This is a genomic window from Micromonospora sp. PLK6-60 (assembly GCF_019890675.1).
Classification (GTDB): Bacteria; Actinomycetota; Actinomycetes; order Mycobacteriales; family Micromonosporaceae; genus Micromonospora.
Genome location: NZ_JAIOAA010000021.1, coordinates 60841 through 77249 on the forward strand (window position 1 = coordinate 60841; position 16409 = coordinate 77249).

The 16409-nt window shown below is 73.5% G+C and carries 13 protein-coding genes; 5 read left to right on the forward strand and 8 right to left on the reverse strand.

Annotation, left to right across the window (positions count from 1 at the left end):
• The gene (locus K7640_RS26855) at positions 1-963 is read right to left on the reverse strand and encodes a GlxA family transcriptional regulator (protein ID WP_222957718.1); all 963 of its coding nucleotides are present in this window, start codon (positions 961-963) and stop codon (positions 1-3) included.
• A 132-nt stretch (positions 964-1095) separates the two neighbouring features.
• On the opposite strand from K7640_RS26855, the gene K7640_RS26860 reads away from it, so the two are divergent.
• The 4 genes from K7640_RS26860 (at position 1096) to folE (ending at position 4991) form a co-directional block, all read left to right on the forward strand.
• Positions 1096-1251 (forward strand): hypothetical protein, encoded by a 156-nt coding sequence (locus K7640_RS26860; RefSeq protein ID WP_222957730.1) that lies wholly within the window; start codon positions 1096-1098, stop codon positions 1249-1251.
• A 99-nt stretch (positions 1252-1350) separates the two neighbouring features.
• Positions 1351-1923 carry a hypoxanthine phosphoribosyltransferase gene (hpt, locus tag K7640_RS26865; protein WP_222957719.1) on the forward strand — a complete coding sequence of 191 codons (573 nt, stop codon included), beginning with the start codon at positions 1351-1353 and terminating at the stop codon, positions 1921-1923.
• Positions 1924-2289: 366 nt separating this feature from the next.
• Positions 2290-4293, forward strand: a complete 2004-nt coding sequence (ftsH, locus tag K7640_RS26870; RefSeq protein ID WP_222957720.1) for an ATP-dependent zinc metalloprotease FtsH — start codon at positions 2290-2292, stop codon at positions 4291-4293.
• A 35-nt stretch (positions 4294-4328) separates the two neighbouring features.
• Positions 4329-4991, forward strand: a complete 663-nt coding sequence (gene folE / locus K7640_RS26875) for a GTP cyclohydrolase I FolE (protein ID WP_222957726.1) — start codon at positions 4329-4331, stop codon at positions 4989-4991.
• A gap of 48 nt (positions 4992-5039) precedes the next feature.
• Here folE and K7640_RS26880 read toward each other — a convergent pair whose 3' ends face one another.
• Positions 5040-5774, reverse strand: a complete 735-nt coding sequence (locus K7640_RS26880; protein ID WP_255610018.1) for a hypothetical protein — start codon at positions 5772-5774, stop codon at positions 5040-5042.
• Positions 5771-8539: a cell division protein FtsK gene (locus K7640_RS26885; RefSeq protein ID WP_222957721.1), complete on the reverse strand. Its 2769-nt coding sequence runs from the start codon at positions 8537-8539 to the stop codon at positions 5771-5773. The genes K7640_RS26880 and K7640_RS26885 overlap by 4 nt, the downstream gene beginning before the upstream one ends.
• A gap of 213 nt (positions 8540-8752) precedes the next feature.
• On the opposite strand from K7640_RS26885, the gene K7640_RS26890 reads away from it, so the two are divergent.
• Positions 8753-9310, forward strand: a complete 558-nt coding sequence (locus tag K7640_RS26890) for a hypothetical protein (protein ID WP_222957728.1) — start codon at positions 8753-8755, stop codon at positions 9308-9310.
• Between the two features lie 7 nt (positions 9311-9317).
• Here the strand turns inward: K7640_RS26890 and K7640_RS26895 are convergent, their stop codons facing one another.
• The 5 genes from K7640_RS26895 to K7640_RS26915 all read right to left on the reverse strand — a co-directional run.
• Positions 9318-9920: a hypothetical protein gene (locus K7640_RS26895; RefSeq protein WP_222957722.1), complete on the reverse strand. Its 603-nt coding sequence runs from the start codon at positions 9918-9920 to the stop codon at positions 9318-9320.
• Between the two features lie 13 nt (positions 9921-9933).
• Positions 9934-11079, reverse strand: coding sequence for a M23 family metallopeptidase (locus tag K7640_RS26900; RefSeq protein WP_222957729.1), 1146 nt, complete (start codon positions 11077-11079; stop codon positions 9934-9936).
• Between the two features lie 5 nt (positions 11080-11084).
• The gene (locus K7640_RS26905) at positions 11085-11639 is read right to left on the reverse strand and encodes a hypothetical protein (protein ID WP_222957723.1); all 555 of its coding nucleotides are present in this window, start codon (positions 11637-11639) and stop codon (positions 11085-11087) included.
• Complete coding sequence (locus K7640_RS26910; protein ID WP_222957724.1) at positions 11636-13588, reverse strand: MFS transporter; 1953 nt, start codon at positions 13586-13588, stop codon at positions 11636-11638. The genes K7640_RS26905 and K7640_RS26910 overlap by 4 nt, the downstream gene beginning before the upstream one ends.
• Position 13589: 1 nt before the next feature.
• The coding region (locus K7640_RS26915) for an ATP-binding protein (protein ID WP_255610020.1) at positions 13590-16409 on the reverse strand (2820 nt) is incomplete at its 5' end.

The window sequence follows — 16409 nt, forward strand, 5'->3', positions numbered from 1 at the left end:
TCAGACCGCCCCGACCCGGGCCCGGAAGGTGGTGCGGTAGGCCAGCGGGGTGGTGCCGACCCGCCGGGTGAAGTGGTGCCGCAGGCCGGCGGCGTCGCCGAAGCCGGCCCGGCCGGCGACCTCCTCCACGGTCAACGCGGTCTCCTCCAGCAGTTGCCGGGCGAGCAGCACCCGCTGGTTGGTCACCCAGTCGTGCGGCGTGGTGCCGGTCTCCGCCCGGAACCGGCGGGCGAAGGTGCGCGGGGCCATCCCGGCCCGGCCGGCGAGTTCCTCCACCGTGACCGGCCGGTCCAGGTGCCCCATCAGCCAGGCCAGCACCGGTTCGAGGGTGGCTGCCTCGGGTGCCCGGGGGATCGGCGCCTCGACGTACTGGGCCTGGCCGCCGTCGCGGTGCGGGGGGACGACCATCCGGCGGGCCAGCCGGGTCGCCACCTCGGAGCCGTGTGCCTGCCGGACCAGGTGCAGGCACGCGTCGATGCCGGCGGCGGTGCCGGCGCTGGTGAGCAGCCGACCGTCCTGGACGTAGAGCGAGTTGCAGCTGACCCGGGCCCGGGGGTGCTGCCGTTGCAGTTCGTCGGTGTGCCGCCAGTGGGTGGTGCAGTCCCGGTCGTCGAGCAGCCCGGCCGCGCCGAGCAGGAACGCCCCGGAGCAGACGCTGAGCAGCCAGGCGCCCCGGTCGGCGGCCCGGCGCAGGGCGGTCAGCACCGGCTCGGGGACCGGGCAGCCCCGGCTGTGCGCGGGCACGGCGACCAGGTCGGCGTCCTCGACGGGGGCCAGGTCGTGGGTGGGCACCAGCTGGAAGCCGGACGCGGTGCGGACCGGGCCGCCGTCCGGGCTGCACACCGCGAAGCGGTAGCCGGGGAAGCCGTCGGCCGTCCGGTCGGTGCCGAAGACCTCGGCGAGCACCCCCAGCTCGAACGCGGCGACGTGATCGAGCGCGAGGACGGCCACCGAACTGAGCATGTGACGAGGGTAACCCGGCAGGTGGCAGAAAATCGATGCCCTATGTCATTCCTGCCACTGTCGGCCCCGGCGGGAGCGGCGGAAACTGGGTTCAGTCCGGTGCGCACCGGCGGCGAAATCATCCGATACCCAGTGAAAGCGAGCGCCGCCATGGCCTTCCTGCTGCTCCTGCTCTTTCTGGTCCTCCTCGCCGCCGCCTCCAGCGCCGGCCTCACCGTCGACAGCCACGACTCGGCCGACTGGAAGCCCACCGACGACGGCCGCCGCTGGCGGTCGAGCACCTGCTGAGGTGATTCGCACCGTACGCGCCGAAGATCCCCGGGCGGGGCCGCGCCGAAGAGCCGGCCCCGCCGACGGGAGCCCGCGGGCGTACGGCAGGCTAGGGCCATGGCTGACGGCTCCTGGTACGACGCCGACATCGACCACGTGATCATTTCCGAGGCACAGATCCGCGAGAAGACCGCGGAGCTGGCCAAGCAGGTCTCCGCGGACTACGCGGACGTCGACGGGCTGCTGCTCGTCTGCGTGCTCAAGGGCGCGGTCATGTTCATGGCCGACTTCGCCCGCGCGCTCGGCCGGCAGGGCCCCCCCGCCGAGCTGGAGTTCATGGCCGTCTCCTCGTACGGCCAGGGCACCACCTCCTCCGGCGTGGTCCGGATCCTCAAGGACCTGGACCGCGACATCGCCGGCCGGCACGTGGTGGTCGTCGAGGACATCGTCGACTCCGGGCTGACCCTCTCCTGGCTGCTGCGCTACCTGGAGTCGCGCAGCGCGGCGAGCGTCGAGGTGGTGGCGCTGTTCCGCAAGCCCGACGCGGTCAAGGTGCAGGTGCCGGTGAAGTACGTCGGCTTCGACATCCCCACCGAGTTCGTCGTCGGCTACGGCCTCGACTTCGGCGAGCGCTACCGCGAGGTGCCCTACGTCGGCGTGCTGAAGCCCGAGGTCTACGCCCGCGCCTGAGCGCCACGTCAAGCGGACGTTCAGCGGGCTCTCAGCTGTTCGGACTACGGTGTAGGCCGGTGGCGTGGAGGTATCTCGCCACGTCCGGCCCCTCGCACCGTCCGACCGTGCGGACGGGTGGCCGGGCGCGGTGTCCGCGTCACGCCGGCCCAAACCCCGGTTCGCCGTACGCGTAAGTGCTGGGCTCGCAAGCTCACATCCGGCACTGACGGTGTACCGTCGAATGACCGCGGCGCGGCAGTTTCGCGCCCCGGGGTCGAGGCCGGCCCGCACGGCGGCCACGACGCCGCCGACGGCGGCGACATCATTGGAGACGGTCAGGACGTCGATCAGGAGGATGCGGGCGTCTCGGCGCCCGACGACAGCATGGAACGTACGCGTTTCTTCCGCCGACCGGTGGTCTGGATCATCCTGGTCATCCTCGGCGCCGTTGTGCTCAGTCAGCTGTTCACCGCTGGACCCAGCTACCACCGGGTGGACACGTCCGTGGCGCTGGACCAGCTCAACAAGGGTGGCATCGAAAAGGTCGTCTTCCAGGACAAGGAGCAGACGCTCCAGATCGACCTGAAGGACAAGGCCAAGTTCGGCGACACCGATACCGACCGGATCGAGGCCCAGTTCCCGTACGAGGTGGGCGGCCAGGTCTGGAACGAGGTGCGTGAGGCCAAGGCGGCCGACCGGATCACCGGTCCGATCGACACCAAGGTGTCGTCGGACAGCATCTGGGTGAGCCTGCTGGTCAACCTCCTCCCGATCGCGCTGCTGGTGCTTCTGCTGCTGTTCTTCATGTCGCAGATGCAGGGCGGCGGCTCGCGGGTGCTCAACTTCGGCAAGTCCAAGGCGAAGATGATCACCAAGGACACGCCGAAGACCACCTTCGCGGACGTGGCCGGGGCCGAGGAGGCCGTCGAGGAGCTCCACGAGATCAAGGACTTCCTCCAGAACCCGGCGAAGTACCAGGCCCTCGGTGCCAAGATCCCCAAGGGCGTGCTGCTCTTCGGCCCGCCCGGAACCGGTAAGACCCTGCTCGCCCGGGCCGTGGCCGGCGAGGCCGGCGTGCCGTTCTACTCCATCTCCGGCTCCGACTTCGTGGAGATGTTCGTCGGTGTCGGCGCCAGCCGGGTCCGCGACCTCTTCGAGCAGGCCAAGGCGAACGCCCCGGCGATCGTCTTCGTCGACGAGATCGACGCCGTGGGCCGGCACCGTGGCGCCGGCATGGGCGGCGGCCACGACGAGCGCGAGCAGACCCTCAACCAGCTGCTGGTCGAGATGGATGGCTTCGACACCAAGGGCGGGGTCATCCTGATCGCCGCCACCAACCGGCCGGACATCCTCGACCCGGCGCTGCTGCGCCCGGGCCGGTTCGACCGGCAGATCCCGGTGGACGCCCCCGACATGGAGGGCCGCAAGGCCATCCTGCGGGTGCACGCCAAGGGCAAGCCGTTCACGCCCGACGTCGACCTCGACTCGGTCGCCCGGCGTACCCCGGGCTTCAGCGGCGCCGACCTGGCCAACGTGATCAACGAGGCCGCGCTGCTCACCGCCCGCAAGGAACAGCGGGCGATCACCAACGACTCCCTGGAGGAGTCGATCGACCGGGTGATCGCCGGTCCGCAGCGCCGGACCCGGGTGATGAGCGACCAGGAGAAGAAGATCACCGCGTACCACGAGGGTGGCCACGCGCTGGTCGCCTGGGCGCTGCCGCACGCCGCGCCGGTGCACAAGGTGACCATCCTGTCCCGGGGCCGCTCGCTGGGGCACACGCTGGTGCTCCCCACCGAGGACAAGTACACCCAGACCCGGGCCGAGATGATCGACACCCTGGCGTACGCGCTGGGCGGCCGGGCCGCCGAGGAGCTGGTCTTCCACGAGCCGACCACCGGCGCCGGCAACGACATCGAGAAGGCCACCCAGCTGGCCCGCGCGATGATCACGCAGTACGGCATGAGCTCCAAGCTCGGCGCGATCAAGTACGGCACCAGCGGGGACGAGCCGTTCCTCGGCCGCAACATGGGCCACGAGCGGGACTACTCGGACTCGGTGGCCGCCGAGATCGACGGCGAGATGCGGGCACTTATCGAACTGGCCCACGACGAGGCCTGGGAGATCCTGGTGGAATACCGGGACGTGCTGGACAACATGGTCCTGGAGCTGATGGAGAAGGAGACCCTCTCCACCGCCGACATGGCCCGGATCTGCGCCCGGGTGGTGAAGCGCCCGCCGCTGGCCCCGTACAACGGCTTCGGCAAGCGCCAGCCCTCCACCGAGCCGCCGGTGCTCACCCCGGCCGAGAAGGAGAAGCTCAAGGCGCAGGCCCAGGCCGACGGCGCCACCGTCAGCCCCGCGCACAACTCGGACGGTTCCCACTGAGTACGCCTGACGCGGCCAGCCCCGAGAATTCGGGGCTGGCCGCTTCGTCCACCGAGCCCGACAGCGACGAGCTGGACTACGTCGCCGCCCGGCTGATCAGCGGCCGGCTCACCGGCCGTCCGGTCGAGGACACCGTCGACCTGGCCCGGATCGAGAAGGCCGTCCGCGAGATCCTCATCGCGGTCGGGGAGAACCCCGACCGTGACGGGCTCGTGCAGACCCCGGCCCGGGTGGCCCGCGCGTACGCCGAACTCTTCGCCGGCCTGCGGGTCGACCCGGCGCAGGTGCTCAGCACCACCTTCGAGGCCAACCACGAGGAACTCGTGCTGGTCCGGGACATCGACGTGATGAGCCTCTGCGAGCACCACCTGCTGCCGTTCCGGGGCAGCGCGCACATCGGTTACATCCCCGGCCCCGACGGCCGGATCACCGGCCTGTCCAAGCTGGCCCGGCTGGTCGAGGTCTTCGCCCGCCGGCCGCAGGTCCAGGAGCGGCTCACCGCGCAGATCGCCGACCTGCTGATGACCAGGCTGGCGCCGCGCGGCGTCATCGTGGTGCTCGAGTGCGAGCACATGTGCATGGCGATGCGTGGCATCCAGAAGTCCGGCGCGCAGACCATCACCTCGGCGGTACGCGGCATCCTCCAGCAGGACGCCAAGTCCCGCGCCGAGGCGATGTCGCTGATCCTGCACCGCTGAGTGGTGCCGGCCTTCCGCACGGCCTGAACGCGGGCGCCGCCGCCGGGCTCAGCCCGCCAGCATCGCCAGCACGATCCCGGCCGTGGTCGTTACCGCCGGCACCAGGCAGACCAGCGCCCCGAACCGGGGGGTGCGGTCCACCCGCCCGTCCGGGCCCGCCGGGAAGAGCCGTCCGGTGGCGAGCCAGCCCACCATGAAGGCGACCGCCGGCATCGGCAACCCGCACACCAGCGCCGCGATGCTCGCCGCGCCGGTGCCGGTGGTCACGAAGAGGATCAGCTGGAGCAGGGGTACGAGCAGCGCCAGCGGCCCGTACACCAGCAGGTTGCGGGGTCGCGCCGGCCACGACGCGGGCCGCAGCGGCCCCCGGGCGGCCAGCGTCTGATCGGCCGCGTCCGCCCAGCCCTCGGCGGCCCGCAGCGCCGCCAGCACCGCCGCCGGGCCGCCCACCATCGACCGGGCCGCCTCGGTCAGCTCCGGCGGCGACGGGGCCAGCGACATCGCGGGTACGCCCAGCTCACGCAGCCGCGACTGCTGCGCCGCCAGCCGGGCGTCCACCCCGGACAGCTCGTCCCGGGCGGCCTGCACCGCCCGGGCCTGCTCGGCGGCGGCGGTCGACGCGGCCCGGCGTACCCCGTCGAGCTGGCGGGCCGCGGCGACGTACTCCGACCAGGCCGCCAGCGCCGGATCGGCCGCCGGCTCCTCGACGGTTACCTGGCCCGGCACGGCCGGCTCCGTGCCGGTGCGCTGCCCCGGCGCGGCCTGGCCCCGCAGCACCCTCATGCCGTCCCCTCCTCGGCCGCGAACGGCACCAGCACGACGCCGTGCTCGCCCGGGCCGTCCCAGAGCACCGCCCGGTCCGGCCGCGGACGCCAGTCCACCGGCCGGCCGAACACCGACGCCAACTGCGCGCCGGGCGTGCCCACCACCGCGACCGCGGCCAGCTTCTCCACCTCGCCGTCGGCCTCCGCCAGGGCCGCGAACGTCGGCACCGTCCGCCACCAGCCGAGCAGGTGGGTGCCGGCCGGAGGCCCGTCGCGCAGCACCACGCGCAGCCGCTCGGCGGGCAGCGCCCCGGTGGGCGCCGAGTCCACCCCGAAGACCACCAGGTAGGTCACCCCGGCGATCGGTTCGCCCCCGGCCTTCTCTGCTTCGCTGTCGACCCCGGCCGGCGTGGTCGTGGCCGGTCCGCTGTCGAACCCGGTCGGCCCGGTCACCGCCGGTGCGCCGGCACCGCTCGGGCCGGCCGCCGTCGGCTCGCCGGTCGGGTCGGCGCAGGGCGTGGCCGGCTCGGGGCCGGCGGCGGGGTGGCCGGGCTGGTGGTCGGCGGCGGTGAGCAGGTCGGCGACGTCCACCCGGGTCACCCGGTGCCGGGCGGCCAACTCGGCGACCAGCGCCTCGGCGGCTCCGGCCGCGCCCTCGGCGGCCGCCGCGACCAGGAACCGGGCGGTCCCGGGACGATGCTGCGCGGCGACGCTCCGGACGGCCGTCACCAGCAGCTCCGCCGCGTCCGCGCCCGGTCCGAGCACCGCCAGGTTCCGGCCGGCCACCGGGCCCAGCGGCACCGCCACCGTGCTCCGGCGTACGTCGACCGCCCGGCCCAGCAGCGCCGCCGGGGTGCACGGCTGCCCGGCCAGGGCGGCCCGGTGCAGCGGGTCGTTGCGCAGCAGCGGCCGGGCGTACCCGGCGAAGACCACCGGCGGGGACGTGCCCTCGGGCCGGGCCGACCAGAGTCGGTGCCGCAGCGCGGCCACCGTCTCCGGATCGTCGTGCGGATCCGGGAACCGGACCATCCGCTCATGCCCCCGGGTCGCGCCCCGCGGGCCGCCCAGGCCGCCGGCGGTGTTGACCACCGCGCTGCCCAGGGGCAGGCCGGCCGCGGCGTCGTTGGTCGGCTCCAGCACCGCGCCCCCACCGGGCAGCGCCACCCGCACCGGGAACTGCCCGAGCACCGAGTCCCGGGTGGTCGGGCCGGCCATCCCCAGATCACCCTCGCCGGCCAGGACCAGGTGCACCCCGTACGACCGCGCGGCGCGGGCGAGCGCGTCCAGTTTCGCCGCCGCCTCGGTGGCGATCCGGTCCCGCACCGCGAACAGCCGCGACACGCTGTCGATCACGCAGACCAACCGGGGCAGGCGCTGGTGCTGGCGCAGCTCGGTGAAGCGCTGGCCGCCCGCCCGGTGGCCCGCCTCCTCCCGGCTGCGCACCTCCGCGCTGAGCAGGTCGAGCAGGTCGAGCACGTACTCCCGGTCGGCGCCCATCGCGGCGGCCCGGACCTGCGGCACCCAGGACCGGTCCCGCTCGGTCTGCAGGAACTCCACGAAGGACTCGTCCTCGTCGAGGTCGACCAGATACAGCTCCAGCTCGGCGGGGGAGTAGCGGGCGGTCAACCCGAGCAGCGCATTGGTCAGGAAGGCGGCGCGGACGGCGGCCGAGCGGCCACTGACCAACCAGTGCGGGGTCAGCTCGGTGAAGCCGATGCGCACCGGCCGGCCACCAGCGTCGCCGACCGTGGTCGACGCGCCGTCCGCCGAACTCGACTCCCACAGCTCGCCGTCCGGATCGGGCAGCAGGTCGGCCAGGTCCAGTCGGGAACCCGCCTCGACCTGGTCGGCGAGCCGCCGGCAGACCGCCGCCAGCAGTTCGGGCGGCGGCTCGTCGTCGAGGAAGACCGGCGAGTTCAACCCGCCCGGCGCCGCCGCGCCCGGCCCGGCGAGGGAACCGCTCGGCGGATCACCGAGCAGCGCGTAGGCGTTACGCAGAAAGAGCGCGGTGGACTGCGGCAGCGGCTCCCGGGCGGCGTACGGGCCGGGCGGTGGCCAGCCGGCCACGATCAGGTGTAGGCCCGCCTGTCGGCCCTGCGCGGCGAGCGCCTCGATCCGCGCCAGGTCGTCCGGACCGGCCGACGCCGGCAGGTGGGCGATCACCAGCAGCAGGGTCCGGTCGTGCCGGCGCGCCCGCCCGCCGCCCGGCGCCACCCACTGCTCGGCCTCCGTCAACACGGCCCGCAGCCCGGCCACGTCCACCGCCGGGGGTGGCATCAGGCCGGCGTCTACCAGATCGACGAAGTCGGCGAAAGTGGCCCCAGCGCTGCCCGTCGCGGCACCGGCGTCCGCGTCCACCGCGCGGACCAGCAGGCAGCCCGCCGGGGTGGCGGCCAGCAGGCGCAGCAGCACGCTGCGGAGCAGCCCGGCGACCCGGGGATCCCCGGCGTCGGCGTCGACGGTGAGGTGACCGGTGCCGAGCAGCGGAACCAGGGCCGGAAAGCGGGCGTCGTCCAGCGGGGCCGCCGTGCCGACCCGGACGAAGGCCGGCGGGCCGTCACCGGCCACGGCCGCCGGGTCGAGGGTGTCCAGCGGTGCGCCCGACCAGCCGGGCGCCACCAGCGCCGCCACCGTACGCAGCCGGTCGGCGATCTCGTACTGCCGGCGCTGGTCGGCCGGGGCGGGACGGGTCTCGTCCAGCGCGGTGGCCGCAGCCGCCGCGGTGGCCGCGGCTCGCCGGTGCAGTGCGGCGGCGCGGTTGATGCGAGCCTTCGGACCGGCCACCGCTCCACCCCCTCATCCCGAGGCTGGCAACCCTCCCCGAGCAGAGACCGTAACCCAGGGCGGCCCCCTCCTCCGGGATGCGCGTCGGCGCTGCGCCGATCCCGTCCCAAATCAGGGTGAACTCTCACCTGCCGGGGTTGTCCGGTCACGATCCGCAGCATCTGGGGCATTGGGTACGAGGCGCCCAGCCGATAGCCTCAAGGGGTGGAATCAGTGCAGCCCCCCGCCGGTTCCCAGGTCTCCCGCGTACCGGCGCAGCGGACCCCGCCGGAGCAGTTGGCTCCGCCTCCGGCGGCGCCGCAGCCGGCCCGGCCGCCGCGCCGGCTGCGCACCGTTCTGACGGTGGTCGCCGGGGTGCTCGCACTGCTCTGCGTCGGTGGTGTGGTGGCGGGGTTCGTGCTGTACCACCGCGCGACGACACCGGACCGCAGCGCCCCGGACGTGGTGGTGGCCAACTACATCCAGGCATATCTGGGAGACCGTAACGACACCAAGGCGCAGGGGTTTGTCTGTGACGGACGGACCGAACTGGACGGCCTACGCGAGCTTCGGGATGACCTCGTCGCGCGGGAAGAGAAGTTCAATACGACGATCTCGGTGCGCTGGGGACCGTTGAACGCCCAGCAGTCGGGGGATGACGCCGTTGTCGAGGTCGACCTCATCATCTCCGCCATGGTCGACGGCGTCTCCCAGAGCGATCGGCAGAGCTGGCGGTTCGAGACGAGGCAGCAGGACGGCTGGGCTGTGTGTGGCGCACAGCGAGCCGGCTAACGGGCGGCTACTCCAGCCAGAGCAGGTGGACCGGCACCTCCAGGGTGCTCGGTGGCTGGCCGCGCCAGGCCCAGCGGTACCACTCCAGCTCCGGCGTGACCCGGACGCAGATGTCACCCTCCGCGCCGGAGTAGGTCTCGGTGACCGCCCGCAGGTCGCGGTGCTCGATCGAGTCGACCACGTGCACCACTCGGCGCCCGGTGACCGCGTCGGCCTCGAACACCGGTGTCGGCACGCGGTGCGACGGACCGTCGAGCGAGACCAGCCGAGGCCCGGCGGTGGACGGCCCTTCGGTGCTCGGTGGCCGCTGGCCGATCGTCTCCACCCAGACCCGTTCGACCGGCACCAGGGGTGCGAACACCTCCACCTGCTCGGCCTCGGCGCGGTACCACTCGTGCTCCGGGATGATCGGCACGTAGGTGCGGCTCCCCTGGACCACCCGGTCGTCGGCCCGCAGGTCCCCGCGCCAGCCCAGTCCGGGCAGACCGACCAGCACCCGCTGCCCGCGCAGGTCGACCCGGGCGGTGGCCGGCACGATCTCGACGGGGCGGGGTGGCAGCGGCGCCCAGTCCGGCTGGCCGGCGAACGGGTCGGGAAGGGGGCCGGTCATGCCGTGGAGACTCTCATGCCTTGCCGGAGAGCGGGGCGCCCCGTTCCCGCATGAACGGCACCGGGTTGATGGCCCCGCGCTTGGAGCGGTCCGCGTCCACGTGCACTTCGAAGTGCAGGTGCGGGCCGGACGAGTTGCCGCTGCTGCCGCTGCGACCGATCTCCTGTCCGGCCGCCACCAGCTGTCCCGGCTGCACCAGCGGGCGCCGGATCATGTGGCAGTAGCGGGTGATGTAACCGCCGGCGTGCAGGATGTCGACGAACCAGCCGCAGCCGCCCTTGCCCGGGTAACCGTCCACGTTGCAGTCCCGCCGTCCCTGGCGGTCCGGGTCGCACCGGGCGACCAGCACCCGACCGCTCGTCACGGCGTGGATCGGCGTCTCCTTGTCGGCCGCGAGGTCGACCCCGTTGTGTGCCGGCCGGGCCGCGGTACGGAAGCCGGACACCACCCCGCCGGGAAGCGGGGCCGTCCAGCCGGAGGCGGCGATCCGGGCGCCGGCCGCCGCGTCGCAGCGGGCCTGCCCGGCGATCAGTACCGTCCGGGCCGCTCCGCCGGCCAGCGCGTTGACGATCCGGCCGGCCAGGTCCTCGTGCTTGGCGTAGGCGTCGGGGAACGCGCTGACCTGCACGGTCTGGGCGACGTCCGTCAACGGCCGGTGCTCCCAACGCGGGACCCGCAGCATCTTGGCGTAGAACTTGCGGGACGCGTAGACCGGGTCCCGCAACTGGGCGGGGGTGCCCCAGCCCTGGCTGGGGCGTTGCTGGAACAGGCCCACCGAGTCGTGGTCGTTGCGCCGGCCCAGGTGGCCCAGGTTGCGCAGCGCGGACTCCTGCATGGCGGTGGCGATCGCGATCACCCAACCCCGGGCGGGCACGTCCATGTCCTGGCCGACCTTGATGATCACGGCGGCGTTGCGCAGCTGCTCCTCGCCGTACTCCGCGAACCGGGGCATCCGGCCGGTGACGTTCACGTCGTGCGCCTGGGTGCAGCCGAGGGCGGCGGCCGTCGTCGGCTCGTCCTGCTTCTCGTCGCCGAGCTCGGTGAGCAGGAACGCCCCGGCGCCGCCGACGCAGCAGAGCAGCGCGAGCAGCGCGGTCAGCGCGCCGGCGACGACGCCGCGTCGCAGGGTGCGCCGGGTGGGGCCGACGATGCCGCTCAGGTCGCTCATTGCCGCTCCCAGTCCACCTCGTCCACCAGCCAACGCCCCTCCGGACCCACCAGCGTGAGCCGGAGTCGCCCGAGATCGAGGGGAACGGTCACCTCGACGGTGGTCTCGGTTCGGGGCAGCAGCGTGGGCGCGCCGGTGACCCGCTCCGCGGGTACGCCCGCGGGATCGGCCCCGCGCAGTTTCTCGGTGAGCGCGGCCGTCGAGAGCGGGCGCATCGCCGCCTGCCACTGGTCCGCGTCCGGTCCGGCGCCGAGCCAGGCGGTGGCGAACCGTTCCGCGGTGCGCTCCGGGGTCAACGCGCCGGGACTGGTCCGGGGCGGCGGGGGCTCGGCGACGGACGTGGCGCCGTCGTCACCGGTCTCCGGATCGACCGTGCTGATCGGCTGCCGGGGCCCACCGGTCACCCCGGCGGGCGAGTCGGTGGGCCCGGCGACGAGGCGGGCGGCGCCGATGATGCCGAACACCACCACCGCGAGGGCGAGCGCGACGCCGATCCGGGACCGCAACGCCCGGGTGAACAGGAACTCCAGCGCCCGCCGCATCGCCGTCACCGCGCCTCGGACCGGATCCGGCGGGTTGGCGGCGCGGCGGGTGTGCGCTCCGTCGAGCCGGGCCGGTAGATGGCGAACGAGGGTGCCTCCTCCGGCACATCCGGCTCGGTCCAGGTGGCCGGCTGCCGGCGGCGGGGCTGCGGAGGAGCCGGTCGGTCCGGTCGCCGCTCGGTCTCGGGCCGCTCGTCAACGCGCTCCCGGCCGTCCGGTCGCTGCTGCTGCTCCGGCGGGCTGGTCGCGCTGTGCACCGGATCCTCCCGGCGGGCCTCCGGGCGCAGGGAGGTCTGTTCCGGTGCCGGTCGGCGTTGCCGGCCGACCGCAGGCTCGGCGGTGCCGCCGGGCTCCACCACGTCGAGGCGGGCGGCGACCCGGACGTCCCGGAAGAACCTCCGGTGCCACGAGCCGGCCGAACCCACCGCCTCGCTGCTGTCCTTGCCGCCGAGCTGGGTGATGCGCCGGTACGGGCGCAGCAGCAGCCAGCCGACCACGCCGCAGAGCCAGACCAGCACCACCTGGAGCCAGCCGGCCAGGGTCGGCGTGCTCATGATGAGATCCACCGCGAACAGGTAGATGGCGGCGCCGGTGCCGAAGATGGCGATGTTGAACACGGCGGCGACCACCGCGTTGCCCAGCCGGCGGAGCCCGGCGCTCGCCGGTCGCAGCAGACCGATCGTGCCGAGGATCGGCGCGGCGATCACCGCCCACCGGAAGATCAGGAAGCCCAGCAGCACCAGCAGCGACGCGGTCAGGTCGAACATCGCGAAGAGCAGCGAGGCGAGCACCGCGATGAAGCCGGCGCCCACCCGGTCCATGTCCCGGACGCCCTGGAGATATTCGTAAGCCTCCGGATCTTCGGACTTGATCTGCGCGGCTACCTTCGCCCACTGCTGCTGCTTGGCCTTGATGACGACATCGCGAGTCGCGGGATTCGCCCGGAGGGACGCCGCCTCATCCCAGGTCAGCGACTTCGCGTCGTAAAGTGCGGCACCGTACTTCTTGGCGGTCTCGCTGTCCGCGGAGCCGAGCACACCGCGCAGCCAGTTCCGGTAGAGCATCGTCTCGGTGGCGGTGTCGCTGGCCCGAACCGCCGGCGGACGCTTGTCGATGCAGGCGTTCGGGTTCGGTAGCGCGCACTTGTCCGGCGGAACGTCCTTCGACGCCGGGCCCACCGCGTCGTGCACCACGCCGAGGGTGGTGATCAGGGTGCCGTCGGCGATGTTCGCCGACTTGACCGGCCAGGCGGCCAGGGCGGTCACCCCCACCATCACCAGGATCGCCCACCCGGCGGTGGTCATCGCGTTGCTCATGTCCGACTGGCGGGACCGCCAGAGCAGATAGAGACCCACCACGCAGATGGTGATGATCCCGAAGACGCTGAACACCTTCTTGTAGACGGCCTTGGTGGCCTTCTCCACCAGCGGATCCGCCCAACCCCACATCGTCCGTGGGTCCCAGGCGCGCTCGCGCAGCGCGTTGGACGCTCCGATGATCGCGTTGGCGAACATGAACTCGCCGTTGGCCACCATCGTGGTGAAGCGGTAGTCGGGGTGCAGGACGGAGGAGGCACAGCCGCCCTCGATGTCGTACGTGATGTAGCTGTATCCGGCGTAGCCGTAGTCGCTGTACAGCCCCTTCGGGCCGGGCAGCTTGGAGGAGTCCGGCCGGGCGGCGAACCAGCCGGCGAGCCCGGAGTCCGGCGCACCGGGCACCGGCGCGTTGCGACACTTCACCTCGTCGTCGCCGACCGCCTTGAGCCTCGCCACGCAGGCGCGGAAGTCGGCCTGCCACTCCTTGGTGGTGCACAGTTCCGCCGCTGCTGCGGCGGCCCGGGCGGTGGTCGGCGCGGCGGACGCGGGTGTCTCGCCGAACACCGGCCACCCGACGGTGGCCACGGCGAGTACGCCGAGCGCGAGCAGGAGCGCCGCGATCCGTGCCCGGGCCCTCGCCATGTCACGCCTCCAGGTCAGGCAGGAGAGTCGGCAGTGCGCCGGCGGCCTGAGCCGCCGCCGCGGGAGTGGTGTCGAGGTGTTCGAGCAGGCCCTCGACGTACGAGACGTCGACCCGGACCTTCTGCACCCGGGCGTCGACGTCCCGCATCACGAACTCGCGGAAGCCGAGCCGGGCGGAGGAGCCGGCGTCAGCCGCGGAGAGTGAGGCGAGGGTGGCCTCGTACCCGTCGTTGACCGGCACGCGCAGCAGCCGCAGCGCCTCGGAGGCGATCTCGCTGTCCTCGGCGATCCGCCCGACGAAGACGGTGGAGACGAGGTTCTGCACGTCGAGGCCGAGGATGTCGCGGGGGTTCTGCGAGGCGACCAGGGCGGCCAGGTTCCACTTGCGGGAGTCGCGGGCGAGGCGGACCAGGAACGACCGGCCGGACCGCCAGCCCTCCATGAAGTGCGCCTCGTCCAGCCCGACCAGCTTCCGGGACGACATGGAGCCGCCGTAGCAGCGGCGCACGGCCAGCCGGTGGGCGGTGTGCAGCATCGGCAGGGCGAGGGCCTCCTCGGCCGACCAGTACTCGCGCTCGATCTTGAGGTCGGGCAGTCGCAGGCCGGCCATGGTGATCACGGTCAGCGCCGCGTCCGCGCCCAGCAGGCCCTCCGGGGGCCGGCCGAAGAAGAGCATGGCCAGCGGCATCTCGGCGGTGTCGAGCAGCAGGTTCGCCAGCTCCTTGCCGGCGTCGTCGTCCAGCCCCTGCAGGCAGCTCACCACGTCGTCCAGGGTGGACGTCTCCTCGGCGGGCACCTGGCGTACCGCGTGCCGGAACAGGGTGGCGGTGGACGCCTCCCGGGCCACCTGCGGCGGCACCAGCATCATGCAGATGTCCTGCACCAGCATCCGCCGCTCGGCCCGGGCGTTGGAGACCGCGATCTCGAACTCCCGGTCGCCGGTGGCGCCGCTGCCGAACTCGCTGCGCAGCGGCGTCGGGATGAGTGAATACGGTGCCAGGGTGCCGTGCTCGGAGCCGGTCAGGTTGAGCACCCGCGAATACGGCCGCAGCTCGGGCATCGCGCAGAGCCGGGCCAGCGGGCCGGACGGGTCCAGCAGGGTCACCTGGACGCCGCGCCGGGCGGCCAGGTAGCCGAGCGCGCCGAGCAGGGTGGACTTGCCACCGCCGGGCTCGGCGACGAAGACCGCGAGACCGGAGCGCTCGCGTACCTCCATCGGGAAGTGCAGGTCGAGGAAGACCGGTCGCCGGCAGGTGCCCGCCGTCCGGCCGATCAGGTCGCCGCGCCGGTCGCCCACTGTGGAGGCGGCCTGCGGCAGCGCCGCCGCGAGCAGCGGCACCGGCATCCGGCGGACGTAGCCGGTGTTGGCGATCGGCTCGCCCGGGATGAACTCGCGGGCCAGCCAGTCCTGGTTCTTCGGGTGCTGCAAGGAGATCCGCAGCTCCCGGGAGTAGAGCTGGACCAGCCGGCGGGCCCGCTCCAGGCACTCCTCCCTGGTCCGGCCGCCGACAGCGATCCGGTGCCAGCCGTGCGCCCGGGCCGAGTCCACCGGCAGGCCGGTGGTCATCTCGTCCCCGATGACCAGGGCGCGCTTGGCCAGGCGCTCCAGCTCCGGTGGCGCGTCGATGCCGTGCTCGGCGTAGTCGAGCTGCTGGGAGCGGATCATCCGGAGCCGGTGTTCGAGGTTGCGGAAGGAGTCGCCGGAGCCGAGGATGTCGACCCGCGTGGAGATCTCCATCGGCCACGGCAGCCGCTCGTGGAAGTGCAGCCAGGGCTCGTGCCGCTCGGGGATCTCCAGCGGCTCCATCCGGCCCACGGCCAGCACGGCGACGTGCCGTTCCTCGCCGGTCATCCGGTTGACCAGCTTGACCGTCGAGCCGTACGGGGTGCGGTAGCGCTCGATCTGCTCGGTGAGGGCGAGCAGGTCACCGCGTTCCCACCGGCCGTCGGTCACCGGGGAGAGGGTGCCGGGCGGCGCCATGCAGAGCGCCACCGAGCGGTAGAGCAGCCACTCCAGCTCCTGCGCGGTGACCCGCCGGCCGCGCATGCCGAACGCGCCCAGCACCTCGTCGAACTGCTCGACGGTGCGCCCGAGCCGCCGCCGTTCGCCCTCGGCGGTGCCCCGGCCGAAGGTGCGCAGCAGCCGCTCGGTGAGCGAGTCGCCGAGCGACCGGCGGGCGAAGGTCACCCCCAGGTACGTCTGGCCCTCGGCGTGGTTGACCGCCATCAGGTGGCGCTGCGCGGCGACCAGGTGGTCGGCCCAGCCGGCGGTGCCCGGCACGTCGGGCAGCGGCGCGGCGGTGTGCGCGTCGACGGTGCGGGCCCACTCGTCGGCCGGGAACGGCCGGGTGGTCCGGCGCAGGTGCAGCCGGAAGCCGGCGAGCCCGGCGTACTGCTCGGAGATGGCGGCGAGCAGCGCCTCCCGCTCGGCGTCCGGGCGGAACGCCCAGCGCACCTCCGGCAGCCAGTACCAGGCGGTGACGGTGTTGGGGGTGAAGGTGAGGTGGCCGGCGATCTCGGTGATGGCCAGCTCGACCGAGGGGTCGCGATCCCCGAACTTGATCTTCGGGGCCTTGACCCGGACCGGGCGTACCGGCTTGTCGTCCCGGGTGGCGGGGGTGCGTTGGCGCGGGGGCGTCACCGCGCGCCCGGTCGGCGCCTCGACCTCCCGGCCGGTCGGCGCGGCCATCTCGCGGGCCGGCGGTTCCGCCGGCAGCCGCCGGGCGGCCCGCTCCGGCTCCGCGACCGGTCGGTCGGCGGCGAACTCCGGCTCGGCCGTCGGGCGCACCACCGGCAGCCGCTCGCCGGGCTGGTGCGGCAC